General features: G+C 69.3%; 27 protein-coding genes. 18 read left to right on the top strand and 9 right to left on the bottom strand.

What is annotated here, in order from left to right; translation table 11 throughout:
* Positions 1-5 precede the first annotated feature (5 nt).
* Positions 6-368, bottom strand: a complete 363-nt coding sequence (locus ACIQLD_RS13935; protein ID WP_402608779.1) for a nuclear transport factor 2 family protein — start codon at positions 366-368, stop codon at positions 6-8.
* Between the two features lie 107 nt (positions 369-475).
* Between ACIQLD_RS13935 and ACIQLD_RS13940 the strand changes: the two genes are divergently transcribed.
* The 5 genes from ACIQLD_RS13940 (at position 476) to ACIQLD_RS13960 (ending at position 4,264) form a co-directional block, all read left to right on the top strand.
* Complete coding sequence (locus ACIQLD_RS13940; RefSeq protein WP_402608781.1) at positions 476-1,210, top strand: GTP pyrophosphokinase family protein; 735 nt, start codon at positions 476-478, stop codon at positions 1,208-1,210.
* Between the two features lie 68 nt (positions 1,211-1,278).
* Positions 1,279-1,566, top strand: coding sequence for a hypothetical protein (locus ACIQLD_RS13945; RefSeq protein WP_402608783.1), 288 nt, complete (start codon positions 1,279-1,281; stop codon positions 1,564-1,566).
* A gap of 111 nt (positions 1,567-1,677) precedes the next feature.
* Positions 1,678-3,303, top strand: a complete 1,626-nt coding sequence (locus ACIQLD_RS13950) for a molybdopterin-dependent oxidoreductase (RefSeq protein ID WP_402610276.1) — start codon at positions 1,678-1,680, stop codon at positions 3,301-3,303.
* Positions 3,304-3,344: 41 nt separating this feature from the next.
* Positions 3,345-3,833 (top strand): molybdenum cofactor biosynthesis protein B, encoded by a 489-nt coding sequence (locus ACIQLD_RS13955; protein WP_402608785.1) that lies wholly within the window; start codon positions 3,345-3,347, stop codon positions 3,831-3,833.
* Complete coding sequence (locus ACIQLD_RS13960) at positions 3,830-4,264, top strand: molybdenum cofactor biosynthesis protein MoaE (protein WP_402608787.1); 435 nt, start codon at positions 3,830-3,832, stop codon at positions 4,262-4,264. The genes ACIQLD_RS13955 and ACIQLD_RS13960 overlap by 4 nt, the downstream gene beginning before the upstream one ends.
* Positions 4,265-4,381: 117 nt before the next feature.
* On the opposite strand, the gene ACIQLD_RS13965 is transcribed toward ACIQLD_RS13960, so the two are convergent.
* From ACIQLD_RS13965 to ACIQLD_RS13980, 4 genes are read right to left on the bottom strand one after another with little or no spacing between them, the layout of a single operon-like run.
* A complete protein-coding gene (locus ACIQLD_RS13965) occupies positions 4,382-4,615 on the bottom strand; it encodes a MoaD/ThiS family protein (protein WP_402608789.1) in 234 nt (77 codons plus the stop codon).
* Complete coding sequence (gene moaC, locus ACIQLD_RS13970; RefSeq protein ID WP_402608791.1) at positions 4,612-5,106, bottom strand: cyclic pyranopterin monophosphate synthase MoaC; 495 nt, start codon at positions 5,104-5,106, stop codon at positions 4,612-4,614. The genes ACIQLD_RS13965 and moaC overlap by 4 nt, the downstream gene beginning before the upstream one ends.
* Positions 5,103-6,338 carry a gephyrin-like molybdotransferase Glp gene (gene glp / locus ACIQLD_RS13975; RefSeq protein ID WP_402608793.1) on the bottom strand — a complete coding sequence of 412 codons (1,236 nt, stop codon included), beginning with the start codon at positions 6,336-6,338 and terminating at the stop codon, positions 5,103-5,105. The genes moaC and glp overlap by 4 nt, the downstream gene beginning before the upstream one ends.
* Complete coding sequence (locus ACIQLD_RS13980) at positions 6,335-7,132, bottom strand: HesA/MoeB/ThiF family protein (protein ID WP_402608795.1); 798 nt, start codon at positions 7,130-7,132, stop codon at positions 6,335-6,337. Before ACIQLD_RS13980 ends, glp begins: the two co-directional genes overlap by 4 nt.
* Before the next feature lie 223 nt (positions 7,133-7,355).
* Between ACIQLD_RS13980 and ACIQLD_RS13985 the strand changes: the two genes are divergently transcribed.
* The gene (locus tag ACIQLD_RS13985) at positions 7,356-8,381 is read left to right on the top strand and encodes a tellurite resistance/C4-dicarboxylate transporter family protein (RefSeq protein ID WP_402608797.1); all 1,026 of its coding nucleotides are present in this window, start codon (positions 7,356-7,358) and stop codon (positions 8,379-8,381) included.
* On the opposite strand, the gene ACIQLD_RS13990 is transcribed toward ACIQLD_RS13985, so the two are convergent.
* Positions 8,335-9,708, bottom strand: a complete 1,374-nt coding sequence (locus tag ACIQLD_RS13990; RefSeq protein ID WP_402608799.1) for a D-alanyl-D-alanine carboxypeptidase family protein — start codon at positions 9,706-9,708, stop codon at positions 8,335-8,337. The genes ACIQLD_RS13985 and ACIQLD_RS13990 overlap by 47 nt on opposite strands.
* 148 nt (positions 9,709-9,856) lie before the next feature.
* Between ACIQLD_RS13990 and ACIQLD_RS13995 the strand changes: the two genes are divergently transcribed.
* From ACIQLD_RS13995 to ACIQLD_RS14020, 6 genes are all read left to right on the top strand, one after another.
* Positions 9,857-10,249, top strand: a complete 393-nt coding sequence (locus tag ACIQLD_RS13995) for a molybdopterin-binding protein (protein WP_402608801.1) — start codon at positions 9,857-9,859, stop codon at positions 10,247-10,249.
* A 1-nt stretch (position 10,250) separates the two neighbouring features.
* Positions 10,251-11,033: a molybdate ABC transporter substrate-binding protein gene (gene modA, locus ACIQLD_RS14000; RefSeq protein ID WP_402608803.1), complete on the top strand. Its 783-nt coding sequence runs from the start codon at positions 10,251-10,253 to the stop codon at positions 11,031-11,033.
* Positions 11,030-11,818: a molybdate ABC transporter permease subunit gene (gene modB, locus ACIQLD_RS14005; protein WP_402608805.1), complete on the top strand. Its 789-nt coding sequence runs from the start codon at positions 11,030-11,032 to the stop codon at positions 11,816-11,818. Before modA ends, modB begins: the two co-directional genes overlap by 4 nt.
* The gene (locus ACIQLD_RS14010) at positions 11,815-12,909 is read left to right on the top strand and encodes an ABC transporter ATP-binding protein (RefSeq protein ID WP_402608807.1); all 1,095 of its coding nucleotides are present in this window, start codon (positions 11,815-11,817) and stop codon (positions 12,907-12,909) included. The genes modB and ACIQLD_RS14010 overlap by 4 nt, the downstream gene beginning before the upstream one ends.
* 118 nt (positions 12,910-13,027) lie before the next feature.
* Positions 13,028-14,122: a GTP 3',8-cyclase MoaA gene (gene moaA, locus ACIQLD_RS14015; protein WP_402608809.1), complete on the top strand. Its 1,095-nt coding sequence runs from the start codon at positions 13,028-13,030 to the stop codon at positions 14,120-14,122.
* Between the two features lie 58 nt (positions 14,123-14,180).
* On the top strand, positions 14,181-14,450 hold the full coding sequence (locus ACIQLD_RS14020) for a hypothetical protein (RefSeq protein ID WP_402608811.1): 270 nt from the start codon (positions 14,181-14,183) through the stop codon (positions 14,448-14,450).
* 144 nt (positions 14,451-14,594) lie between these two features.
* Here ACIQLD_RS14020 and ACIQLD_RS14025 read toward each other — a convergent pair whose 3' ends face one another.
* Positions 14,595-15,809: an amidohydrolase gene (locus tag ACIQLD_RS14025; RefSeq protein ID WP_402608813.1), complete on the bottom strand. Its 1,215-nt coding sequence runs from the start codon at positions 15,807-15,809 to the stop codon at positions 14,595-14,597.
* 53 nt (positions 15,810-15,862) lie between these two features.
* Complete coding sequence (locus ACIQLD_RS14030) at positions 15,863-16,510, bottom strand: TetR/AcrR family transcriptional regulator (protein WP_402608815.1); 648 nt, start codon at positions 16,508-16,510, stop codon at positions 15,863-15,865.
* A gap of 159 nt (positions 16,511-16,669) precedes the next feature.
* Here ACIQLD_RS14030 and ACIQLD_RS14035 point away from each other — a divergent pair, with 159 nt between their 5' ends.
* The 6 genes from ACIQLD_RS14035 to ACIQLD_RS14060 all read left to right on the top strand — a co-directional run bounded on the left by ACIQLD_RS14035 (position 16,670) and on the right by ACIQLD_RS14060 (position 24,498).
* Complete coding sequence (locus ACIQLD_RS14035; protein ID WP_402608817.1) at positions 16,670-18,328, top strand: ABC transporter substrate-binding protein; 1,659 nt, start codon at positions 16,670-16,672, stop codon at positions 18,326-18,328.
* 73 nt (positions 18,329-18,401) lie between these two features.
* Positions 18,402-19,226 (top strand): ABC transporter ATP-binding protein, encoded by an 825-nt coding sequence (locus ACIQLD_RS14040; RefSeq protein WP_402608819.1) that lies wholly within the window; start codon positions 18,402-18,404, stop codon positions 19,224-19,226.
* Complete coding sequence (locus ACIQLD_RS14045) at positions 19,223-20,029, top strand: ABC transporter ATP-binding protein (RefSeq protein WP_402608821.1); 807 nt, start codon at positions 19,223-19,225, stop codon at positions 20,027-20,029. The genes ACIQLD_RS14040 and ACIQLD_RS14045 overlap by 4 nt, the downstream gene beginning before the upstream one ends.
* On the top strand, positions 20,026-21,114 hold the full coding sequence (locus tag ACIQLD_RS14050; protein ID WP_402608823.1) for an ABC transporter permease: 1,089 nt from the start codon (positions 20,026-20,028) through the stop codon (positions 21,112-21,114). The genes ACIQLD_RS14045 and ACIQLD_RS14050 overlap by 4 nt, the downstream gene beginning before the upstream one ends.
* Position 21,115: 1 nt before the next feature.
* Positions 21,116-22,252, top strand: a complete 1,137-nt coding sequence (locus ACIQLD_RS14055; protein ID WP_402608825.1) for an ABC transporter permease — start codon at positions 21,116-21,118, stop codon at positions 22,250-22,252.
* Positions 22,252-24,498 (top strand): glycoside hydrolase family 3 N-terminal domain-containing protein, encoded by a 2,247-nt coding sequence (locus ACIQLD_RS14060; RefSeq protein WP_402608827.1) that lies wholly within the window; start codon positions 22,252-22,254, stop codon positions 24,496-24,498. Before ACIQLD_RS14055 ends, ACIQLD_RS14060 begins: the two co-directional genes overlap by 1 nt.
* A 33-nt stretch (positions 24,499-24,531) precedes the next feature.
* Here ACIQLD_RS14060 and soxR read toward each other — a convergent pair whose 3' ends face one another.
* Entirely contained in the window at positions 24,532-24,981 is a 450-nt protein-coding gene (soxR, locus tag ACIQLD_RS14065; protein ID WP_402608829.1) for a redox-sensitive transcriptional activator SoxR, read from the bottom strand.
* Positions 24,982-24,992 lie beyond the last annotated feature (11 nt).

Consider the following 24,992-nt stretch of genomic DNA (forward strand, 5'->3'; position numbering starts at 1 on the left):
CGCGCTCAGCCCTCCGTGTGGGGGCGCGGCATGTACCACTCGGTGAACTCCGTCGCACGCTCGTCGGGTGCGAGCCGGATGATCCAGAGGTTGAGGTAGTCGCGCTCGGCCGGGTACTGCGTGCGGCCCTGGACGACCACGAAGCCGCCGACCTCGTGGAGGACCTCCCACTCGAAGGTCCAGGTGCCCGGTTCGTCGCCGTCCTCGAGCCACCCCGACACGATCGCCTCGCGCCCGACCCGCGGTTCCGAATCGGGGCTCGTGAGGTATCGGGCGTCGTGCGTGAAGAGCGCCCCGATCCGTTCGGGGTCGTTCGACCTCCATGCCTCGATGTAGGCCCGGGTCCAATCCTCTCCTGCTGTCGTCATGTGCTCCGTTCTAGGCCGCGGGAGACGCTGCGTCAACCCGTTCGCGAACCGCAGCGGTGTCGGGGATCCACAGCGGTTTCCGATCACGAAGCCGTAACGTCGAGGGCATGACGACCGTTCACGTCACCGAGGACACGATCAACCAGGCCCGCGAGCTGCGCGACGAGCTGCAGCGGTTCCTGCGCGAGTACGAGTTCGGGATGCGCGAGGTCGAGACGAAGATCTCGATCCTGCGCGACGAGTTCACGCACGACCACGCCTACAACCCCATCGAGCACGTGAAGAGTCGGCTGAAGTCGCCGGACAGCATCGTCGAGAAGATCGCCCGCAAGGGTATCGACGAACCAGACTTCGATCGCATCCGTGCCGAGATCACCGACATCGCCGGTGTGCGCGTGACCTGCAGCTTCGTCGCCGACGTCTACCGCCTGTTCGACCTGCTCACCGCGCAGGACGACGTCACGGTGCGCACGGTCAAGGACTACATCGCGCATCCGAAGGACAATGGCTACAAGAGCCTGCACGCGATCATCGAAGTGCCCGTGTTCCTGTCGACCGGTGCGCTCTCCGTGCCGGTCGAGGTGCAGTTCCGCACGATAGCGATGGACTTCTGGGCCAGCCTCGAGCACAAGATCTACTACAAGTTCTCGAACCAGGTGCCCTCTCACCTGGTCGACAGCCTGTCGGATGCCGCGGATGCCGCCGCTGAGCTCGACAGCCGTATGGAACGTCTGCACCGTGAGGCGCACGGGGTGCCGCAGCGTCAGCTCGCCCCACCGCCCCCTCCCGCGCCACCGGGGATCCCGGATGCGCCGTCCGATCCGCGAGTCGTCGGGGTCTGACCGCAGACGCGCCGCAGCCCCGGCTCGGTGATGTTGCGAGCGCGTGCCGGCCCTGGGAACATCAGCTGGTGGGGAGAACGCAGGAAGCCGAGGCCGTCGAGGTCGACACCGACGTCGACGAACTCGCGAAGATCGACGAGCTGGCCGGGCTCGATCGCGACCGGCAGCGGTGCGAATGCGATCACGGCGACGACGACGGCTACCAGCCGTGCGGACGCAAGGCCAAGTGGCGCGTGACCGTCGACTGCGTCTGCGGCGAGGGCCACCCGCGTCGGGTCGAGATCCTGTGCTCGCGATGCATGCGCACGCTGCGGAAGTTCCAAGGACGCGAGGCCATCACCGTTCGCCACCTCTGACCGTCGAGCCTGTCGCTCGCACGAACGTCACATCCGATCGCCCGTCCGCTCCGAACAACGGGGGATCACACCGGCGACAGTGTCGACGTGACGGTGGGACAGGAGACGACCATGGTGCAGCGCGGCAGCGGCAAGAGATTCCTCGTCTGGGCCGCCCTCGCGGGCGTGATCGGCGGTGGCGTCTTCCTCGCGACGGCCGAGCTGTTCGCGCTGCTGTTCGCGCGCGCGGCCAGTCCGATCCTCGCCGTCGGCGGGTTCGTCATCGACATCGTGCCGCAGCCCTTCAAGGAGTTCGCGATCGCCACGTTCGGCGAGTACGACAAGATCGCGCTGCTGGCAGGCCTCGGTCTGGCCGTGCTCATCGCCTCGGCGATCGCCGGCATCCTGCAACTCGTGCGTCCGCCGCTCGGGGTGATCGCGCTGGTCATCGCGGGAGCGCTCTCGACCGCGGCGATCGTGACCCGCGCCGCGGTGGCGCCGCTCGCCTTCCTGCCGCCGGTCCTGGGAACCGTCGCGGGATCGTTCGTCCTCGTGCTGCTCTGCCGTCGCCTGCGCGGATGGCGGGAGGCCGTCGTGGGCGTGCGGGGAGACGATGAGAGCGACACCGCGACCGCGGGCGTCGAGGACGTCGGGACGGACGCCGCCGACGGAGAGACCACCCGCCCCGGGTTCGACCGCCGCCGCTTCTTCGTCCTCGCCGCCCTCGCCGGAGCATCGGCACTGGTCGTGGGCATCACCGCCCGCACCGTGAGCATGGCGGTGTCGTCGGTCGAAGCGATCCGCGGCGCGCTCAAGCTGCCCTCCCCGAAGACCACCGTCACCGTGCCGGCGGGGGCCGAGCTCGACATCCCCGGACTCAGCGAGCTGTTCACCCCGAACAAGGACTTCTATCGCGTCGACACCGCACTCACTGTGCCCTCGATCGACCCGGACACCTGGCGTCTGGTGATCGACGGCATGGTCGACCAGCGCGTGGAGATGAGCTTCCAGGACATCCTCGACATGGGCCTCGACGAGTACGCGATCACGCTCACGTGCGTCTCCAACGAGGTCGGCGGTGAGCTCGTCGGCAACGCGAAGTGGCTGGGGGTGCCGTTGCGCGACGTGCTCAAGAAGGCGGGAGTGAAGTCCGGTGCCGACATGGTGCTCTCGCGCAGCGTAGACGGCTACACCGCGAGCACGCCGCTCTCGGCGTTGACGGACGATGACCTCGACGCCATCCTCGCTGTCGGGATGAACGGCGAGCCGCTGCCCCTCGAGCATGGATTCCCGGTGCGGATGGTCGTGCCCGGACTCTACGGTTACGTGTCGGCGACCAAGTGGCTCACCGAGCTCAAGGTCACGACCTTCGCCCAGGACGAGGCGTACTGGACGCCCCGTGGTTACAGCGCCGAGGCTCCGATCAAGTTCGCCTCGCGCGTCGACACCCCCAAGATCGGCGAGGCGGTGGCGGCGGGGAAGATCCCGATCGCCGGAGTCGCCTGGGCGCAGTCGGTCGGCATCGAACGCGTCGAGGTCAGCATCGACGATGGAGACTGGGTTCCGGCGACGCTGTCGGCTCCGATCAACGACGACACGTGGGTGCAGTGGTTCATGGAGTGGGATGCCACACCGGGGACGCACTACGTCGCCGTGCGCGCCGTCAACAAGAACGGCGACCTGCAGATCCAGGAACGCGCGCCCATCGCACCGAACGGGTCGTCCGGCTGGCAGCGTTCGCTCATCCGGGTCAACTGAGACCCGTGCGCGGTCGTGCGGGCGGGCCTAGGGTGGGAGCCATGGGCCCGCTCCCCGCACTCGTGATCACCGTCTCGGACCGATCCTTCTCGGGAGAGCGCGAAGATCGGGGCGGCCCGATCGCCGTCGGCCTGCTGCGCGAAGCCGGGTGGCATTGTCCTGACGCCGAGATCGTCGCCGACGGTGCGGGTTCGGTGGCCGATGCTCTGCGCCGGGCCGTCGCCCGGGGCATCCGGCTGGTCGTGACGACGGGGGGAACCGGTGTCGGTCCGCGTGATCTGACGCCCGAGGGGACGCGGCGTGTGATCACCCGAGAGATCCCCGGGATCGCCGAGGAACTGCGTCGCAGCGGACTCGCCGACACCCCGTTGTCCGTACTGTCGCGTGGACTCGCCGGCATCGTCGATCCCGACGGCACGCTCGTGGTGAACCTCCCCGGTTCGCCGAGGGCCGTCGCCTCCGGCGTCCCCGTGGTGCTCGGCGTCGCCGGGCACATCCTGGATCAGGTGAAGGGCGCAGACCACTCATGAACGACGTGCGAATCGCAGCCGTATCGGAGGAGCGCCTCGATCTCGATGCGCATCTCGCCGCGGTCGAAGACCCTCGATTGGGTGCGGTGACGACTTTCGTCGGTCGGGTGCGCGACAACGACCCCGACGCCGAGACGCCCGTCGTCGGACTGGAGTACAGCGCTCATCCCGATGCGGAGGCGACGTTGCGGCGGATCGCCGAGCAGGCCGGAGCCGGAGCGGAAGCCTCCGCCGTGGTGGCGGTGAGCCATCGCATCGGACACCTCGATGTGGGCGATGCGGCCGTGGTGGTCGCGGTCGCCTCCGAGCACCGTGCTGAGGCGTTCGAGGTGTGTCGGGCCGTCATCGAGGCGATCAAGAGCGACCTCCCCGTGTGGAAGCGTCAGCTCGAGGTCGACGGAACCTCGTCGTGGAAGGGCATCGGCGGCTGAGCCGCGGGGGCAGCCGTCGCTCCTGACGCGCCATCTGCATGAGCTCTTGCCGCATGCAGGAGGAAACGCCGGTCATCGGTCCTGCATGCGGCCAGCGTTCCTGCAGGTGGCGTGTGGTCATCCGCCCGCGAAGGGCGGGAGCACGTCGATGAGCTCGGCGTCGTCGAGGACGAGGTCGCCGTCGGTGCGCACCCCGTCGACGAGCACCGCGCAGCGCGGCAGGATGTCGACGAGGGCCGGATGCTCGGCGATGACCGCCGCGCGCAGGGCGACGAGTGACCTCTCCCCGCGCTCCTCGACGTCGGTTCCCGCAGCCTCCGCAGCGGCGGCGAAGTAGCGCACCCGCGTCATCGAGGTTCTCCGGGGGCTGCTTCGCCGGGTCGCACCCAGTCGCCCGAACGCCCGCCCGACTTCGCCACGATCCGCACATCGTCGATCACGACGGCGCGGTCGACGCCCTTGATCATGTCGACGATCGCCAGGGCGGTCACCGACACGGCCGTGAGTGCCTCCATCTCGACACCGGTGCGGTCGGCGGTGCCCACCGTCGCCTCGATGCGCACGCCGTCGTCGACGATCTCGAGGTCGACGCTCGCCCGGTGCACGCCGATCACGTGTGCGAGGGGCAGCAGCGCGGGAGTGGACTTGGCCGCCTGGATGCCGGCGATGCGCGCCACGGCGAGCACGTCGCCCTTCGGCACGGTGCCGTCGCGGAGGGCGGTGATCACGTCGGGGCTGCAGCGCACGAAGCCTCGGGCGGTCGCCGTGCGGACGGTCGGCTGCTTCGCGGTCACGTCGACCATGTGCGCGCGGCCAGCCGCGTCCAGGTGAGGAAAGCTCATCCGACCAGCATGACATCGATGACATCGCCCACGGCCACGGACTCGACCTCGGCAGGCACGATCGCGAACGCGTGCGCACGGGCGAGTCCGCCGGCGAGGTGCGATCCCGATCCGCCGTCGGTCGCCGGGCGCACGGTGCGCGTCGCAAGGTCGACGACGGCGGGAAGGTACTGGCGTCGGCCCGGCGGTGGTGTCCACGACGCGTCGGCGGTGAAGGTGGCGCGCGGCCGGTGGATCTCGCACCGTCCCTGCATCGCGAGCAGAGCGGGGCGCACGAACACCTCGAACGACACCGCCACGCTGACCGGGTTTCCGGGCAGGCCGAACACGAGGCAACCGGTCTCGAGCACCCCGAAGGCCTGGGGCTTGCCCGGCTGCATGGCGACCGCGCTGAACTCGACCTCTCCACCACCGTCGAAGGCCCCGCGCACCGGCTCGTAGGCCCCCGCGCTCACACCGCCGGTGAACACGATCACGTCTGCCCCGAGGGCTGTGGCCTCGGCGGTGACGGCCCGGACGGCGTCGGCCTCGTCGGGAACCCGTGCGACCAGCACCACCTCGGCGTCGGCTGCGGCGACCAGCTGTTCGAGCAGGGGGCCATTCGAGTCGGGGATGCGTCCGCGGGCGGGGGTTTCCCCCGGCGCGAGCAGTTCGCTCCCCGTCGAGACCACCGCCACGCGGGGCGCCCGCGTCACCGAGACCTCGACGATGCCGGCCGCGACCGCGGCGGCGAGCTGGAAGGGTCCGAGGCGCTCGCCGACGTGCACGACCTCGTCGCCGGTGCGCAGGTCGGCTCCGCGTCGGCGCACGAACACTCCGGGCTTCGCGGGGGCGCGCAGCACCGTCACCTCGCCCAGGGAGTCGGCGAGACCGCCGGCCGTGTCCTCGAAGGGCACGATCACGTCGGCATCGGTGGGGGTGGGCGAACCGGTCATGATGCGGGCGGCTTCGCCGATGCCGAGCGGAGGATCGAGGGCGACACCCGCGGGGAGGTCGGCGACCACGCGCAGGGTGACCGGGGTGTCCTCCGATGCCGCGGCGACATCGGCACCGCGCACTGCGAAGCCGTCCATCGCGGAGTTGTCGAACAGGGGGATGTCGTGGGCGGCCACGGCGGGAGCGGCGAGCGTGCGACCGGCGGTATCCGTCACCGGCCGCGTCGTGTGCTCGATGACGCGGACGGCCTCGAGCACGCGCGCGAGCTGCTCCTCGACAGTGCGACGGCCGGTCATGCGCGAGCTCCCGTTCGCTGCTCCGTCGTCGGGGCGGATGCCGAGCGGATCACGACCTCGTGCTGACGGGACGTGAGCGCATCGACCATCGCGAGTCGTCCGAGCAGGGGTTCGCCGGCGCCCGTCACGAGTTTGATCACCTCGCCGGCGAGTATCCCGCCGACCTGCACGCACAGGGCTCCGAGCACACCGACCTGGGCGCAGCTGGGGGGTTCGCCCTCGGTGCCGGGCGGGAAGAGGTCGGCGAGCACGACCGGCTCGCCCTGGGGAGGGGCCGACCAGAACACCGTGGCCTGCGCATGCCATTCCTGCACGGCACCCCACACGAGCGGAAGCCCGAGGGTCTCGGTCGCGGCCGCCACGTCTCGACGGGTCGCGAACGAGTCGCTCGTGTCGACCACCGCGTCGGCGCCCGCGAGCAGGCGTTCGGCATTGGCTGCATCCAGGCGTTCGGCTACTTGGGTCACCGCGGTCTGCGGGGCGAGCGCGGTGATCGCGCGCGCGGCGGATACGGTCTTCCGCGTCCCGATGTCCTGCACCCGGTGAGCCAGCTGACGTTGCAGGTTCGTGAGTTCCACCACATCGTCATCGATCACGGTGATCGATCCGATACCGGCGGCAGCCAGGGCGAGAAGCGCGGGGGAGCCGAGCCCGCCCGCGCCGACGATCGTGACATGCGCGGCGTTGAGGCGGCGTTGTCCTTCCTCGCCGATGCCGGCGAGCACCGCGTGCCGCGCCGTGCGGACGAGTTCTTCCGGCTCCAGCACGGGCGCGGGGGCGACGAGAGGCTGCATGGGTTCAGCGTATGCCCGTCGGATCGCGACGTCGCGGCTCGCCTGATCGTGCCGGGATGCATGTTCTGTCATCCTCGACTGCAGAGGCACGCGGTATCCGCGGCCGACATCGGTGACGATCTTCGAGAGGTGCCGGATGGTGGACAGCGGCGGGAAGTCGCACGCGGAGCAGGGGTCCCTCGCCCGCACGCCGCAGGAGCAGGACCGGCAGTCGATCTGAGCGATGTCCGTGCGCACGATGATCGAAAGGCTCCCGCCCGCGGCGTTCTCCTTCGTGATGGCGACGGGCATCGTCGGCACGTCGTTCGTCGCGATCGGACTGGTACCGGTCGGGGTCGTGGCGTTCGTGCTCGCCGTCGGCGGATATGCGGTCCTGCTGATCGCGACCGTGGCGCGCGTTGTCTTGGTGCCGGCCGCTGTTCTCCGCGACGCCGGCGACCCGGGCCGCGCGTTCGGTTTCTTCACGATCGTGGCGGCGACGGGTGTCACGGCCACGCTGGGCGCGTCGCTCGGGGCCGTGGGGATCCTCCCCGTCGCGCTCGCCGTGGAAGCGCTGCTCTGGGCCCTTCTGACCTACGGGATGCTGCCGTGGCTCGTCACTCATGCGTCTCGTCGGCCGCTGCTCCGGACCGTCGACGGCGGGTGGTTCCTCGTCGTCGTCGCGACCCAGTCGCTGTCGGTCCTGACGAGTGCGACCCCCGGAGCGCACCGTCTGCTGGCCCTCGTGGCGTTCGGGCTCTGGTGCCTCGGGATCGTTCTCTATCTGCTTCTCATGGCGGCGGTGACGGTGCGGCTGCTCGCCCAGGAGGTCGGTGCGGTCGACGTCGCACCGACCGCATGGGTGCTCACGGGATCGACCGCGATCTCCACCCTGGCCGCCGCACGGCTGCTGACGGCCGACTTCGCCGCCCTTCCCGGCACGGAGGGAGCGGTCGCCGTCGTGGCGATGGTGCTCTGGTCGTTCGGAACGTTCCTCATTCCCTTCCTCGTGGGGCTCGGCATCCGCGATCTCCGCACGCGCCCGGACGCGAGGCGATTCACGGTGGGGTGGTGGAGCATCGTCTTCCCCATCGGCATGTACGCCACCGCGACCATCGCCCTCGGCCGGGCCGCGGGCGTCGAGGAGATGGTCGCTGTCGGCACGTTCGCGGTGTGGTGCGGGGCCGTCGCGTGGGCGGTGGTCAGTGTCCTGGCGATCGTCCTCAGCCTCGGGCATCCGTCATCGAGCCGAGCTCGTACGGGTGGGTGAGCCGCCACCACTCGGACGGCGGGTCGATGCTTCCCTTGATCTCGACCGGCGCGGTGACGGTGTTCGGACCGGCGGTCCAGGTCACGTTCCCCACGGCCGAACCATCTCGATAGGTCGGCGGCGTCTTGATGTCCATCGTCACGGTGATCGGCGTATCCGACCAGGTGAAGATCGATGCCTCCTCGCCGATGACCAGTCGGGCGGTATCGCCCCAGGGCGTCGTGATCGTGCCGACTTCCTGACCGGATGTCGCAACCGGCACCGCATGGAAACCGGAGCGGATGCTGTCCAACGCGGCGATCACGCCGGCGTTCACCGAATCGCGCGATGATCCCCCGAGAATCACGCCGGTCACGGCGAGCGGATCGGCGGTCCCCACGACGAGCGTCGCCGTGTAGAGCAGGCTGTAGGTGCCCTCGCCGAGGGTGCCGGTCTTCAGCCCCGTGATCCCGCTGGTGCCGAGGAGGCCGTTGGTGTTGTAGAGCAGACCGGCGCCGGGAAGCGTGATCGACGGGGTCGCCACGATCTGCGCGATCACCGGGTTCGCGGCGGCGAGCTTCCCGATGGCCACGAGGTCGGCGGGCGTGCTCGTGTTGCGCGGGCTTATGCCGGTGGGCTCGGTGATCGTCGTTCCTGTGAGCCCATTGGCGGCGAGCCAGTCGCGCGTCGCGCCGAGGAACGCGTTCTGCGATCCGAAGATGTGCGACGACAACGCTTCGGCGTAGTTGCTCGCCGAGGGGATCAGCATGGCCGCCAGGGCATCATGCAGGCTCATCGAGGTGCCGGTGGGCATGGGGGCGATGGTTGCGCCGAGAACGTAGTACCTGTCGTAGAGGTCGTGGTCGGCCTTGCTGAACGTGATGGTCGGGCCCGGGTCATCGGCGGAGGCGAGCGGGGTGGCGTCGAGGATGACCAGGGCGGTGATGAGCTTGGTGATACTCGCGATGGGCAGCGGCTCGCCGGTCCCGCTCGACGACCAGATCCCGCTCGCGGCCTCGCCCAGGTACGCATCCGCGCCGGCGACGCTGATCGCTGACGCGCCCGCGGGAGGGGTGGCGATCGACGCGGCCTCGACGGCCGGGGCCTGCGGCGTCTGCGTGGTCACCGTCGGCGGATTCACGGGAGTGGAGAGAGCCCACGCGACGTACCCACCGGCGGCAGCGAGCACCACGACGATGCAGACGGCGGTGATGATGAGCCCCCGGCGCCGGCGCTTTCGGCGCACCTCCGGATCGACTCGATCACGAGGGGAGAGGAATTCCTGTTCGTGGGTCATCAGCTCGGCGAAGTCGGACAGGTCGTCCGTCGGTTGATTCGGTGCCGTCATCGTCGAGAGCCCCTCCAGTGCGTCGAACAGCCATCTTCGCGGAAACCTGACGTTTGCGGTATAGGCCATTCGGTGGACATACGGAGGGCGTGGTCGCAATCTCGGATCTATTAGAGGATTTCCTCCGCATCTGCGGTAGATTCGCCGCATGCAGGCTTACCGGATCGCTCGGGCCGCTCAGCTGCTCGGCGTGAGCGACGACACCGTGCGGCGCTGGATCGAGCAGGGGCTCCTGCCCGTCACCGATGCCGCGCCGTCTGAGATCCCGGGGGATGCCGTCGCCGCGCGAGCCGTCGCGCTCGCAGAGGAGGCGAAGGTCGCAGGCGACGTGGTCTCTTCTGCCCGCAACCGCTTCGTCGGCATCGTGACCCAGGTGCAGATCGACGGGCTGATGGCGCAGGTCGACATCCAGTCCGGACCACATCGCGTGGTCTCGCTGATGTCTGCTGAAGCTGCACGGGAACTGCAGCTCGAGGTCGGCTCGCTCGCCACCGCATCCGTCAAGGCGACTCAGGTCGTGGTCGAAGTACCGAAAGGCTGACATGAACCGCACCGTGCGTCGCTCCACCCTCGCCGTCCTCGCCGCCGCTGCGCTCGCCCTCACCGGCTGCGCGGGTGCCGTCGAGAGCGCCCCTTCCCCGTCGGCGACGGCGGAGAAGAGCGGTGTCGGCGGAGAGCTCACGGTCTACGCCGCCGCCTCGCTCAGCGGGGCCTTCGATGCGATCGGCGAAGCCTTCACCGCCGAGAACCCCGACGTGCGGTTCACTCCCGTCTACGACGGCTCGTCGACCCTGGTCACGCAGATCCTCGAAGGAGCACCGGCCGACGTGTTCGCGTCCGCCGACGAGGCGAACATGGACAAGGCAGCAGATGTGGCCGTCGATCCGACGCTGTTCGCCTCCAACACCCTTGTGATCGCGGTGCCTGCCGGCAACCCGGGCGGGGTGGAGGCGCTGGCCGATCTGGCCGACGTGACCACCGTGCTGTGTGCGCCGGAGGTGCCCTGTGGGGCGGCCTCCGCGAAGTTGCTCTCCGCGGCGGGCGTGACGGTCGACGCGGCGAGTCTCGAGCAGAACGTGACGGCCGTGCTCACGAAGGTCGCGGCCTCCGAGGCCGATGCCGGACTCGTGTACGCCACCGACGTGATCGGCCGAGACGATGTCGAGGTGATCGTGCCGGAGGGGGCAGACGAGGTGGTCAACCACTACCCGATCGCCGCGCTCTCCGATGCTCCGAACAGCGAGGCCGCCGACGCCTTCGTGGTGTTCGTGCTGTCGGACGCGGGTCAGAAGATCCTGGCGGACTTCGGCTTCGGAGCTCCATGAGCGCGGCCGGCGCGCGCGGATATGCTCCCCGCGCGCTCGCCGTTCCGGCCCTGATCGGTCTGGCGTTCCTGATCCTGCCACTGACCGCACTCGTCGCACGCGTGCAGTGGTCGACGTTCCTCGCCGATGTGACGTCGGAGGCCGCTCTCTCGGCGCTCCTGCTCTCCCTCAGCACCGGGCTGCTGGCCACCGTGCTGTGCGTCATCGTCGGGGTGCCGCTTGCGCTCTTCATCGCCCGCTCCGGACCTCGCCTGGCTGCGGTGCTCCGCGCCGTCGTCACGGTGCCCCTGGTGCTGCCGCCCATGGTGGGCGGCGTCGCGCTGCTGTACCTGTTCGGGCGCGCGGGGTGGCTCGGAGGACTCGGGCTGTCGTTCAGCACCCCGGCCGTCGTGCTGGCGCAGACGTTCGTGGCGCTGCCCTTCCTGGTGCTGGCGGTCGAGGGAGCGGTGCGCACCTCGGGCGTGGACTACGAGCGCACGGCAGCCGCACTCGGAGCAGGACGATGGACGATCCTGCGTCGCATCACCCTCCCGCTCGCGGCGCCGGGCATCGTCGCCGGCGTCGTGCTGTGCTTCGCGCGGGCTGTCGGCGAGTTCGGCGCGACAGCGCTGTTCGCCGGAAACCGGCCGGGAGTCACCCAGACGATGCCGCTCGCGATCTACACCGCCTTCAACGGGGCCGGAGTGACGCAGGGCACGGCGGTCGCGCTCGCCCTGCTGCTGCTCGCGACTGCGATCGTCGTGCTGCTGCTCGTGCGCGGCTGGCGACCGGGGGCGGCGCGATGACCGTGGCGAACGGAATGCCGGCCGAGCACCGCGCCGCCGATGAGCCGGGGCTGCGCGCCGACATCGTGGTCGAGCGCGAGCACTTCGCCGTCGAGGTAGCCGTGCAGGTCGCCGTCGGCGAGACGGTCGCGATCATGGGGCCGAGCGGTGCGGGCAAGTCGACACTGCTGCAGGCGCTCGCCGGACTCGAACCGCTGACCGCAGGAGAGATCGAGGTCGCGGGACGCGTGGTCGACCGCGTGGCCGCACCGCAGGTGCGCACCGCCCCCATGAACCGGGGCATCGTGCTGCTCGGGCAGGATGCGCGGCTGTTCCCGCACCTGTCCGTGCGCGAGAACGTCGCCTTCGGGCCTCGCGCTGCGGGAACGGATGTTCGCGCGGCACGAGACTCGGCGGATGAATGGCTCGACCGCGTCGGCCTCCCCGGTGCGGGGGATCGAATGCCACGCGAACTCTCGGGTGGGGAAGGACAGCGCGTCGCCGTCGCCAGGGCGCTCGCCGCGTCCCCCCGCGCGGTACTGCTCGACGAACCGCTGGTGGCGCTCGACCCCGCGACGGCGGGCGACATCCGGCAGATGCTGCGCGATCAGCTGACCGGGATCACCACGATCGCGGTCACGCACGATGCGGCGGATGCCGTCGCACTGGCGGAGCGTCTCGTCGTCGTCGAGGCCGGTCGGGTCACGCAGAGCGGGCCGGTCCGTGCGGTGCTGTCGGCTCCTGCCTCGGGCTTCGTCGCCTCGATCGCAGGCGTCAACCGTCTGGTGGGCGTCGCCGCGAACGGCGGCTGGCAGAGCGGAGACCTGCGCCTCGCGAGCTCGGACGCCGACTCGCTCGCGCGCGCCGCGGCTGACGGCACCCCTCTCGCTGCGGTCTTCCGTCCCGACCACGTCCGAGTGGTCGACGGGAGGGCAGGGGGAGCATGGATCACCGAGGTCACGCGACTCGAGCCCACCCTCACCGGTGTGCGTGTGCAGACGGCTTCGTGCGCGGTCGACGTCTCGCTCGTCGATGCCGCCGGGATCGCACCGGGAGATGTGGTCCACCTGCGGATCGATCCGGAGCGCGTGCGGTTCTTTTCCCTCGGCTGAACGGACGCCCTCGTCGACACCGTCGAACGCCGGCAATCCGCCGGTCGCGTCATCGAGGCGGCCCTGTCCGGTATTCCGCGGGTTAGTCTCGTGAGATGACGGGGAGCGTGGAAGCGCCATGACGGCCGTACCGGTCGTGATCGGTGTGCGCGCGCCGCAGGTCGCTTCGACGTCGCAGACCGCACCGCTCGCGGGGGTCGGCGGCGGCCTCGTCGACACGCATGGCCGGGTGCATCGCGACCTGCGCATCTCGCTCACCGATCGATGCTCCCTGCGCTGCACGTACTGCATGCCCGAGCAGGGCAACGAGTGGCTCGCCCGCACGAGCATCCTCTCCACCGACGAGATCGTCGAGGTGGCCGAAGTGGCCGCGGCCCTCGGCATCCGCACCTTCCGTCTCACCGGCGGCGAGCCGCTGCTGCGGACCGACATCGTCGAGGTGGTGAGAAGAATCTCCCGCATCGAGGGCGAGGAAGGCCCCGTCGAGGTCGCGATGACCACCAACGGCATCAGCCTCGCCCAGAAGCTTCCGGCGCTGATCGATGCCGGGCTCACGCGCCTCAACATCAGCATCGACACGGTCGACCGCCAGCGCTTCGCCGACCTCACCCGGCGCGACCGTCTCGACGACGTGTTCGCGGGGATCGCGGCGGCCGCGGCCTCCGAGCTCCGCCCCCTCAAGCTGAATGCGGTCGCGATGCGCGGCGTCAACGACGACGAGCTGGTCGACCTGGTGGAGTTCGCGATGAGCGTCGGCGCACAGCTGCGATTCATCGAGCAGATGCCGCTCGATGCCGGACACACCTGGGACCGGGCCTCGATGGTCACGCGCGAGGAGATCCTGGCGTCACTCGGAGAACGCTGGCGCCTTGATCCGGTCGAGGGGCGGGGCGGCGCACCCGCCGAGAAGTGGCGGATCGACGGAGGCCCGCATGAGGTGGGCGTGATCGCATCGGTCACCGCTCCGTTCTGCGGCGCCTGCGACCGCCTGCGGCTGACCGCCGACGGTCAGCTGCGCAACTGCCTCTTCTCGCTCGCCGAGTACGACCTGACCGGGCTGCTGCGCGGTGAGTCGGCCGCTGCGCCGGGGGAGCGCGCCGACGAGATCGCCGCGCTGCTGCGCTCGTGCGTGCACGGCAAGCTCCCGGGGCACGCGATCGACGACCCCTCCTTCCTGCAGCCGGCTCGCGGGATGAACGCGATCGGCGGCTGACCACCGCGGCTCCCGTGCAAGGGTTCGTCGGATCCGATCCGCGGTACGGTCGATCTCGATGACCACCACCACTGTCACCCCCGATTCCCGGATCGACGAAGAGCTCGACGAACTGCCGGTGCTCGATCGTGGCGATCTGCGCTGTGAGTGCAACCACGGCACGGCTGACGACTACCGGGCGTGCGGAGACAAGGCGCGGTGGCGGGTCACGATCGAGTGCACGTGCGGTGGCGGGCACCCGCGTCGGGTCGAGCTGCTGTGCACGCAGTGCCTGGCCAATCGGCGCCGCGATCTCGAGCGCGAGTCGATCGCGATCCGCCCGGTCTGAGTGCGGGCCGCAGTGCGCGAGTGGGCACACGTTGCCCGAACTGCATGGATCAGCCCGCAAGCACTACCGACGTGACCAACTCGACGAACTCTAAGTCGTCCCCGTCCATCGTCATGTCCGGGGTGAGCGCATCGCGGCGGAACTCTACGCGAGGAACTCCCGGGCCGCGGCCGACAGTGCGGTGACGCCGACCTCGATCGTCGGGTGGATCTCCGGTGCGAAGAACGGCGAGTGGTTGGTGGGGATGTCCTCGCCCAGACGGCCCGCGGCGATGGCCTCGGCGAACCGGGCCGGGTCGATCCCGCCCCAGAACCAGAACACGAGGGGTGCTCCGGCGTCGCGGGCGAACCAGGAGACGTCTTCACTGCCGGTGAACATGCCGGGGTCGATCACGGCCGCCTCGCCGAGGGCGCGCTGCAGGGCCGCAGTGACGCGTGCCGTGGCGTCGTCGTCGTTGATGGTGGCGGGGAGGGTGTGGTCGGTGCGGATCTCGGGCTCCCGCTCGGCACCGGAGGCCGTGGCCTCGGCCCGCACGATGCGCTCGACGCTTGCGAGCACCTTCTCGCGCGTCTCCTCGTTCGGGTAGCGCAGGCTGAGCTCGAGCTTCGCCTCGGCGGGGATGATGTTGTTCTTCAGCCCCGCGTGGATCGATCCGACGGTCACGACGGCGACGCCCTGCGGGTCGATCTCGCGTGAGGTGATGGTCTGCAGGCGCATCACGGTGGCGGCGGCCATGACGACGGGGTCGATCGTCGCATGCGGGCGCGAGCCGTGTCCGCCGCGGCCGTGCAGGGTGACGGTGAGTCCGTCGGAGGCGGCCATCTGCGTGCCGCTGCGCACGCCGATCACGCCGGCGGGCAACGGGGTGACGTGCTGGCCGAGCACCACGTCGGGCTTCGGATAGCGGTCGCGGATCCCGTCGTCCAGCATCGCCCGTGCCCCGGCGCCGTACTCTTCCGCGGGCTGGATCAGCACGACGAGGGTGCCTGACCAGTCGGACCGCTCGGCGACGAGCTTCTCGACCGCTCCGACCATGGCGGTGACGTGCATGTCGTGGCCGCAGGCGTGCATGACGGGAACGGTGGTGCCCGCGGGGTCGACGCCCTTCGCGGTGCTCGCGTACGACAGGCCGGTCTGCTCCTCGACGGGCAACGCATCCATGTCGGCACGCACCCAGACGACCGGACCCTCCCCGTTGCGCAGCACTCCGACGACACCGGTCACTCCGACGCCCTCTTCGACCTCGAGCCCCAGATCGCGCAGGTGCTGGGCGGCGATGCCGGCGGTGCGGGTCTCCTGGAACGAGAGCTCAGGATGCTGGTGCAGGTCGATGTAGAGCGCTTCGAGGTCGATCGTCATGGCCCGAGCCTAGCCGGGCCGACGGGCGTTGCCGAGGGTGCGCGATCGAGGGATCAGGCGGGACGCACGTAGGTCGGCAGCTCGGGCCCCGGATGCAGCACGGCGTTCACGATCGCCTGGATCGCGAACTCGCTCGTCTCCCCGAGCTCGATGACCCCGGGGTGCAGGAGCCACTGCAACTGCAGACCGTCCATCACCGCGAGGATCGCGGCAGCGGCCGCGGCGATCGTGTCGGGATCACGCACACCCTCCTGGGCGCACAGCGCGTGGAACGCGGCCGTGACCTCACGACGCAGGGTCGTGTAACGGTCCTCGAAGAAGTGCCGTGCGGGGTGGTCGTCTGTCACCGACTCGGCAGACAGCACGGTGTAGGCCTGCACGATGCCGGGCCGCTTCTCGTTCGCGAACGCCGTGCGCACGAGGTGCAGGAACAGCTCGGGGCCATCCGGGATGTGCTTTTCGGCGAGCTCGGCGACGTCGGCCTGGTCGCGATACGCGAGTACCTCGAGCAGCAGCTTCTGCTTCGAGCCGAAGTGGTGCAGGACGCCCGCGTGCGTGATGCCGACCTGCTCGGCCACGTCCGCCAGGGTGCCGTTGGTCGAACCCTTGTTGCCGAAGATCTCGACGGCCGCCTTGAGGATCTGCTCGCGTTTCGCGAGGGTCGCCGGGCGCACGCGCACTGTCTGGTCGCTGTCTGCCACCGCGGCCTCCTCTCCATCGTCGGGCTGTGCTTGCGATCAAACTTACTACTCGGTAACCTCACGAGAGCTTACTTTCTCGACAGTAAGCAAATCACGACAGTCGGCGGGCTCCCGTCCTCCGGCGACGCAGCACAAAGACCCGTGCCCCTAGGAGAAGCAATGAAGCTCAGAAAGTCTCTGATCGCCGTGACCGCGATCACCGCCCTCGGCGTATCGGCCCTCGCCGGATGCTCGGCAGGCGGTGGATCCGACGACGGCGCCGGTTCCGCATCCCTCACGATCGCGAAGCCCGACGGCGCGATCACCACCGAATCCAACAACCCGTTCGTCGGGGACTCGTCCGCCTCGAAGTACGGCTACGGCAAGGTGATCTTCGAGACCCTCGCCCTCGTGAACCAGACCGGTGACCGCGGCGTCACCCCGTGGCTTGCGGACAGCCTCGAATGGAACGACGACTACACCGTTCTCACCGTCGTCCCGCGCGCGGACGTCACCTGGAGCGACGGCGAGCCCTTCACCGCCGAAGACATCGTCTACTCCTACGAGCTGGCCTCAACGCCCGCCCTCGACACCGCCGGCCTCCAGCTCGACAGCGCTGCCGTCGACGGCGACAAGGTCGTGCTCACCTTCGCCGCGTCGAAGTACGTCAACCTCGCACGCGCACTGCACGTGCCGATCGTCCCGAAGCACATCTGGGAGAACCTCGGCGACCCGGCCACCGACCCCGTCAAGGGCGACGACCTGGTGGGCACCGGGCCCTATGTCCTGTCGAACTGGTCGACCGAGTCGGTCACGCTCGACGCCCGCGACGACTACTGGGGCGGCGACCTGGCCGTGCCCGAGCTGCACTACGTCTCCTACGGCGACAACACGGCGCTCACCACCGCTCTCGCGAACGGTGACGCCGACTGGGCGCAGGCGTTCATCCCGCAGATCGAGGAGCAGTTCCTCTCGGCCGACCCCGACCACAACAAGTTCTGGGCGGCTCCCACCACCGGTTCCGCGACGCTGTTCATGAACCTGCAGCAGAAGCCGTTCGACGACCCGGCCTTCCGTCAGGCGCTCGCCTGGGTTATCGACCGCGACGCCTACGTCGACATCGCCCGCGAGGGTGCCAGCGAGGCCGTCTGGTCGGTGACGGGACTCTCGTCGATCCTCGAGGACGAGATCCAGCCCGAGTTCCAGGGCAAGGAGTACGCGGTCGACGCCGAGAAGGCCCGCGACCTGCTCACCACGGCCGGATACACGTGGAAGGACGACGCGCTGATCGACCCCGACGGCGCACCCGTCTCATTCACGCTCTCCGTCCCCTCCGGCTGGAGCGACTGGAACACCGCGCAGGAGCTGATCGCCGAAGATGTGACCGAGGCCATCGGCGCCGAGGTCAAGATCGACATGCCCGACTGGGGTGGCTGGGCCGACCCGCGCGACAACGGCACGTTCTCCGCGATCATCCACTGGCTCGAGGACAGCGGAACGGCCTACGGCCTCTACACCTCCACCATGGACCCGCGCTGGATCTCGGACGGCAAGGCCGGCTTCAACTTCGGTCGCTTCGATGACCCGACGGCGACGGCCGCGCTGAACTCCTACGCGAACGCCTCGTCTGACGAGGAGCGCACCGCGGCAGTCGACACGCTCCAGACGATCTTCTCCGAGCAGGTACCGGCCATCCCGCTGGGCGCGCACCCGCTGCTGGGCGAATTCAACACCCGCAACTACGTCGGATGGCCTTCGGAAGAGGACCCGTACGCGTCTGCTGACCCGACTCAGCAGAACATCGTGCAGATCCTCACGAAGTTGAAGCCCGCCGAATAAGCAGCATCCTGCAGGGGAGCCCGCCTCGGCGACGGTGCGGGTTCCCCTGATCAGGTCGACGAAGGACACCCCTATGCCAGACCCCCTGCTCAGCGTGCGCGACTTCTCGGTCGTGTACGACGTCGATCCGCCCGTCGAGGCGGTGAAGAACGTCACCCTCGAACTGCAGCGCGGCGAGATCCTCGGTCTCGCCGGTGAGAGCGGATGCGGCAAGACCACGCTCGCCTACGGTGTGCAGCGTCTGCTCCGCGCCCCCGCCGTCATCACGGGCGGCAGTGTGACCTTCCATGATGTGACCGGGGTCGACATCGACATCAACGCCCTCGACGTGGATGCCATGCAGCGCTTCCGCTGGGACAAGGTGTCGATGGTGTTCCAGGGGGCGATGAACGCCCTGAACCCGGTCGCGACGATCGGCTCGCAGCTGGAGGACGTCTTCGAGATCCACCGTCCCGACATGAACCGCAAGCAGCGGCGTGCCGAGGCCGAGGAGCTGCTGGAGATCGTGAAGGTCGGACGCCAGCGCGTGCGCTCCTTCCCGCACGAGCTGTCCGGCGGCATGCGCCAGCGCGTGATGATCGCGATGGCCCTCGCGCTGCGTCCGCAGCTGATGGTCATGGATGAGCCGACGACGGCCCTCGACGTGCTGGTGCAGCGCGAGATCCTCAAGCAGATCTCGCAGCTGCGGCACGAGTTCGGCTTCTCGGTGATCTTCATCACCCACGACCTTCCGCTGCTCCTCGAGATCAGCGACCGGATCGCGATCATGCGCGAGGGCGAGATCATCGAGCTCGCGACCGCGGAGCGCATCTGGACGCAGCCCGAGCACGAGTACACGAAGACACTGCTGTCGTCGTTCCCCCGACTGACCGGGGAGAGAGGGGTGCTGGTGCGATGACCACTCTCGAATTCCGAGGCGTCACCAAGGCCTACAACGTCCGCGGAGCCGGCCAGATCAAGGCGCTCGACGACGTGAGCTTCACGCTGACCTCCGGGCAGACGATCGGGCTGGTGGGTCAGTCCGGGAGCGGCAAGTCGACGATCGCGAAGATCCTCACCCAGCTCGAGACCCCGACCAGCGGCGAAGTGCTGCTCGACGGCACGCCGATCCCGCGTCGTGGCAAGGGTCTGCGGAAGTACCGGCAGCAGCTGCGCATGGTGTTCCAGGACCCGTTCGCCTCGCTCAACCCGTACCACTCGATCCGCTACCACCTGGAGCGCCCGATCCGCCTCGACGACGTCGTGCCCAAGAAGGAGACGGAGGGTGAGGTGCGCCGACTCCTCGGCCGCGTGCGCCTGGACGCGGACGCGGTGATCGACCGCCGCCCCCACGAGCTGTCGGGCGGCCAGCGGCAGCGCGTGGCCATCGCCCGCGCCCTGGCCTCGCGCCCCTCGCTCCTCGTCGCCGACGAGCCCGTGTCGATGCTCGACGTGTCGATCCGCCTCGGCGTGCTGAACCTGCTCGCCGATCTGCAGCGCGAAGAGGGGCTCGGCGTGCTCTACATCACGCACGACCTCGCGACCGCCCGCCACTTCAGCGACGAGATCATGGTGCTCAACCAGGGCCGCGTCGTCGAGTACGGCGCTGCCGACGACGTGATCCTCCATCCGCAGGACCCATACACGCGGGAACTGCGATCCGCTTCCCCCGACCCGGACAAGTTCTTCGCGCAGGCCGCATCGAACGGAGGCACCCTGTGAGCACCGCGTTCCCCCAGCTCGACGACAACGACCTCGTCGCCCGTGACGCTCTCGAAGTCGGCACCACCGCGACCACGGCCGAACGCGGACGGCGGCGTGTGCCGTGGCGCTTCTTCGCCGGCCGAGCGGGGTTCTACCTGTTCACGCTGTGGGCGGCGATCACGATCAACTTCTTCCTGCCGCGCCTCATGAAGGGCGACGCGGTCAGCTCGTACCTCGCGCGCAACCGCAACGTGAGCCCCGAGGCCGCCGATGCGCTGCGCATCCTGCTGGGCATCGACACCGACAAGTCGATCTGGCAGCAGTACATCGAGTACTGGGGGATGCTGCTGCGCGGAGACCTGGGCATCTCGACCCTGCACGGTCTGCGACCGGTCGCAGAGGTGCTCGCCGCCGCTCTCCCGTGGACGCTGGGTCTCGTCGGCATCGCGACCATCATCTCCTTCACGATCGGCACGATCGCCGGCGCCGTCGTCGGCTGGAAGCGCGGCAGCAAGCTCGACGCGATCATCCCGGTGACGACCTTCTTCAACACGATCCCGTACTTCTGGCTCGGGCTCATCGCGATCGCGATCTTCTCGTCGACCCTGAAGTGGTTCCCGTCGTCGCACGCGTACGACAAGGGCCAATCCCCGGAGTGGAGTCTCGACTTCATGGGCCAGGTGATCATGCACGGCACGCTGCCGGCGCTGACCATCGTGGTCGCCTCGCTCGGCGGCTGGGTGCTCGGCATGCGCAACATGATGCTGACGGTGCTCGACGACGACTACATCACGGTCGCGCAGGCCAAGGGCATGCCCAACAAGCGCGTGCTCTGGGGCTATGCCGCCCGCAACGCGGTGCTGCCGCAGATCCAGAGCTTCGCGCTGTCGATCGGCTTCATCGTCGGCGGCACGATCGTGATGGAGATGGTGTTCAGCTATCCAGGCGTCGGCAAGCTGCTGCTCGATGCGACCAACGCCAAGGATTTCGCTCTCATGCAGGGCGTGTTCCTCGTGATCACGCTGTCGGTGCTCGTGGCCAACATCCTCGCGGATGTCGTCTACGCCTACCTCGACCCGCGCACGCGCCAGATGGAGTCCTGACATGACCGTTCCCACCACCGCCAGCACCACGGCGCCCGACGGATCCGCCGTCGTGTCCGGCATGCCGGAGACAGCGACGCTACGCACCCCGACGGGTGCTCCTTCGCGCAAGACGTTCTGGTCGCAGCTCGCTCAGGCGTTCGCGATGTTCCGCAACCCCAAGTCGATCGCGGGGCTCATCATCCTCGGGGTGTTCGTGCTCATCGCGATCTTCGCGCCGTGGATCGCGCCGTACGGGCCTACCCAGAAGGATCGCACCGCCCTGCGTCAACCGCCCTCCTGGGAGCACTGGCTGGGCACGACGCACATGGGGGAGGACGTGCTGAGTCAGATCATCTACGGCACGCGCGGCGTCATCGTCGTCGGTTTCCTCGCCGCCTTCATCGCTACGATCATCGCGATCACCATCGGCGTGATCGCCGGTTACGTGCGCGGCTGGAAGAGCGAGTCGCTCTCGGCGCTGACGAACGTGTTCCTGGTGATCCCGGGAATCCCGCTCATCATCATCATCGCCTCGCAGTTCGAGAACCCGCCGCTGATCGTGATCGCCGCCGTGCTCGGGATAACAGGTTGGGCCTGGGGTGCCCGCGTGCTGCGAGCTCAGACCATGTCGCTGCGCAACCGCGACTTCATCCAGGCCGCGCGGGCGAACGGAGAGCCCCTGCGCCGCATCATCACGGTCGAGATGCTGCCGAACCTCATGGCGCTCATCGCGTCGAGCTTCGTCGGCACCGTGACGGCGGCGATCCTCGGCCTCACCACGCTGGCGTTCATCGGGGTGATCCCGGTGAGCAACCTGAACTGGGGCACGATCCTGTTCTGGGCGCAGCAGAACGGCGCCTTCCCGCGGCTGTGGTGGTGGTACGTGCCCGCCGGTCTCTGCATCGCGATCATCGGCGTCGCCCTCTCGCTCATCAACTTCGGCATCGACGAGTACGTCAACCCGCGCCTGCGTTCCGCGGGTGAGCGGGCCAGGGCGATGAAGAAGAAGGGGCTGAACGTGAACGACGCCGTCACGGCCGTCCGCAGCGTGCCCCTGCCGAAGAAGACGCCCGATCCCGTAACGTCGGCGACCTCGCCCGAAACCTCCGACTCCTCGAAGACCTCGACACCGAACACGACCCAGAACACGAAGTGATGACCTCTCAGACTCTGACCACGCAGCTCCCGTACCAGGACCCCGCTCTCTCGATCCCGGAGCGAGTGGCCGATCTCCTCAGCCGCATGACGCTGGAAGAGAAGGTCGGGCAGATGCTGCAGCTCGACGCCCGCGACGATCTCGACGACCACATCGCCCGCCGTCACGCCGGATCGATCCTGCACACCTCGCCCGAACGCATCCTGCGGGCGAACGAGCTCACCGCCCAGACCCGGCTCCGCATTCCGCTGCTGGTGGGAGAGGACTGCATCCACGGGCACTCGTTCTGGCCCGGTGCGACGATCTACCCGACGCAGCTCGGCATGGCCGCGTCGTGGGATTCCGTGCTCGTCGAGCGCGTCGCCCGCGCGACCGCCGAAGAGGTCGCGGTGACCGGCATCCACTGGACCTTCTCACCTGTGCTCTGCATCGCCCGCGATCTGCGCTGGGGTCGCATCGACGAGACCTTCGGCGAAGACCCGTTCCTGATCGGCGAGCTGGCCTCGGCGATGGTGCGCGGCTACCAGGGCGACGGACTCGACGACCCGACCGCGATCCTCGCGACGGCCAAGCACTTCGCCGGCTACTCCGAGACCCAGGGTGGACGCGACGCGAGCGAGGCCGACATCTCGCGGCGCAAGCTGCGCTCGTGGTTCCTGCCGCCGTTCGAGCGCGTCGCCCGCGAGGGGTGCCGCACCTTCATGCTCGGATACCAGACCACCGATGGGGTGCCGATCACGACCAACGACTGGCTGCTCAGCGACGTGCTGCGCGGCGAGTGGGGTTACACCGGCACCCTCATCACCGACTGGGACAACGTCGGACGCATGGTGTGGGAGCAGCGGATCCAGCCCGACATCACGCATGCGGCTGCGGCAGCCGTGCGAGCGGGCAACGACATGATCATGACGACGCCGGCCTTCTTCGAGGGGGCGCTCGACGCCGTCGCCCGGGGCATGCTCGCCGACGACGCCTTCGATGCGGCGGCCGCCCGCATCCTGACGCTGAAGTTCGAGCTCGGCCTGTTCGAGAACCCGCGCCTGCCTGGCACGGAACTCGACGCCGTGGTGGGCAGTGCCGCGCACGCCGACCTGAACCTCGAGGTCGCCCGTCGCTCGCTCGTGCTGCTCGAGAACGACGGCGTGCTGCCGCTCGACGCGACGGCGCCGCTGAAGATCGCGGTCACCGGTCCGCTCGCCGACGACGCCCAGACGCAGCTCGGCGACTGGGCCGGCGGCTCCGGTCAGGCGGGCTGGCTCGACGGGCAGCCGCGCGAGATGATCACGACCGTGCTCGACGGCCTGCAGGCGATCGAAGGCTGGAGCGTCACCCACGCCCGCGGCGCCGACATCCTCACCCTCGAAGAAGACCCGCAGGGGCCGTTCTTCCCCGACAAGCAGCCACGTCCGCCGGTCGTGAAGGCCTGCGAGCCGGATGCCGTGCTGATCGCGGAAGCCGTCGCCGCGGCCTCCGACTCCGACGTCGTCGTGGCGGTGGTCGGCGACCGGATCGAGCTGGTCGGTGAAGGGCGCTCCACTGCGACGCTCGAGCTCATCGGCGGGCAGAACGCCCTGATCGACGCGCTCATCGCGACCGGGAAGCCGGTCGTGATCGTGCTGCTCGCCTCGAAGCCGCTCGTGCTGCCGGCGTCGGCATCGAAGGCTGCTGCCGTGATCTGGGCGGCGAACCCCGGAATGCAGGGTGGTCGCGCACTGGCCGACATCATCTCGGGGGCTGCCGAGCCGTCCGGGCGCCTGCCGATCTCGTTCGCCCGCCACGTGGGCCAGCAGCCGACGTACTACAACCAGATCCGCGGACAGCACGGTGACCGCTACGCCGACCTCACGCAGTCGCCCGCCTGGGCATTCGGCGAGGGGCTGTCGTACACGACTGTGGAGTACTCCGACCTGGCGCTCGAAGCGACGACGCTGGGGGAGACTGACACGATCGTCGGCCACGTCACCGTGTCGAACACGGGCGAGCGGCCGGCGCGCGAGACCGTGCAGGTGTACGTGCGCGACTCCGTGACGAGCGTGAGCTGGACCGACAAAGAGCTGAAGACCTTCCGCCAGGTCGACGTCGCCCCCGGTGAATCCGTGCGCGTGCGTCTGGAGCTGCCTGTTGCCGACTGCACCATCGTCGACGCCGCGGGCAACCGCATCGTCGAGGCGGGCGCGTTCGAGCTGCTCGTCGGCCCGAGCTCGCGCGACGACGCGCTCCTCTCCGCGGACTTCGAGGTCGCCTGACCCCACATTCCTGGAGGGGAGGAGCGAGAGGCGTCAGTCCTGAAGACGCTGGGGGCCGGCGCCCTGCGTCCCGAGGGCGTCGTCGGGGTTGAGCAGGCCGCACGCCTTCATCGACAGGCAGCCGCAGCCGATGCATCCGGTCAGCTCTCGTTCGAGGCGCTCGATGCCCTCGCGACGCTTCTCGAGTTCGCGCTTCCAGCGTCGCGATGCCCGCTGCCAATCGGCGTGGCTCGGGGTCTCGGTCAGCGGCACGTCGGCGAACGCCGCCTGCACGTCGGACAGCGGGATGCCGAGGCGCTTCGCGACCGTGATGAGCGAGACGCGGCGCAGCATGTGCCGGGCGTAGCGGCGCTGGTTGCCGGGCGTGCGGGTCGAGGCGATGAGCCCGAGGGTCTCGTAGAAGTGCAGGGCGGAGGCGGCGACGCCGGTGCGTCGGGTCATCTCGCCGATCGTCAGCGGTTCGTCGGGTGCGTGCGGGCTCATCGGGCGGCCTT

Origin of the sequence: Microbacterium sp. NPDC091662 (assembly GCF_044756705.1) — a bacterium.
Classification (GTDB): domain Bacteria; phylum Actinomycetota; class Actinomycetes; order Actinomycetales; family Microbacteriaceae; genus Microbacterium.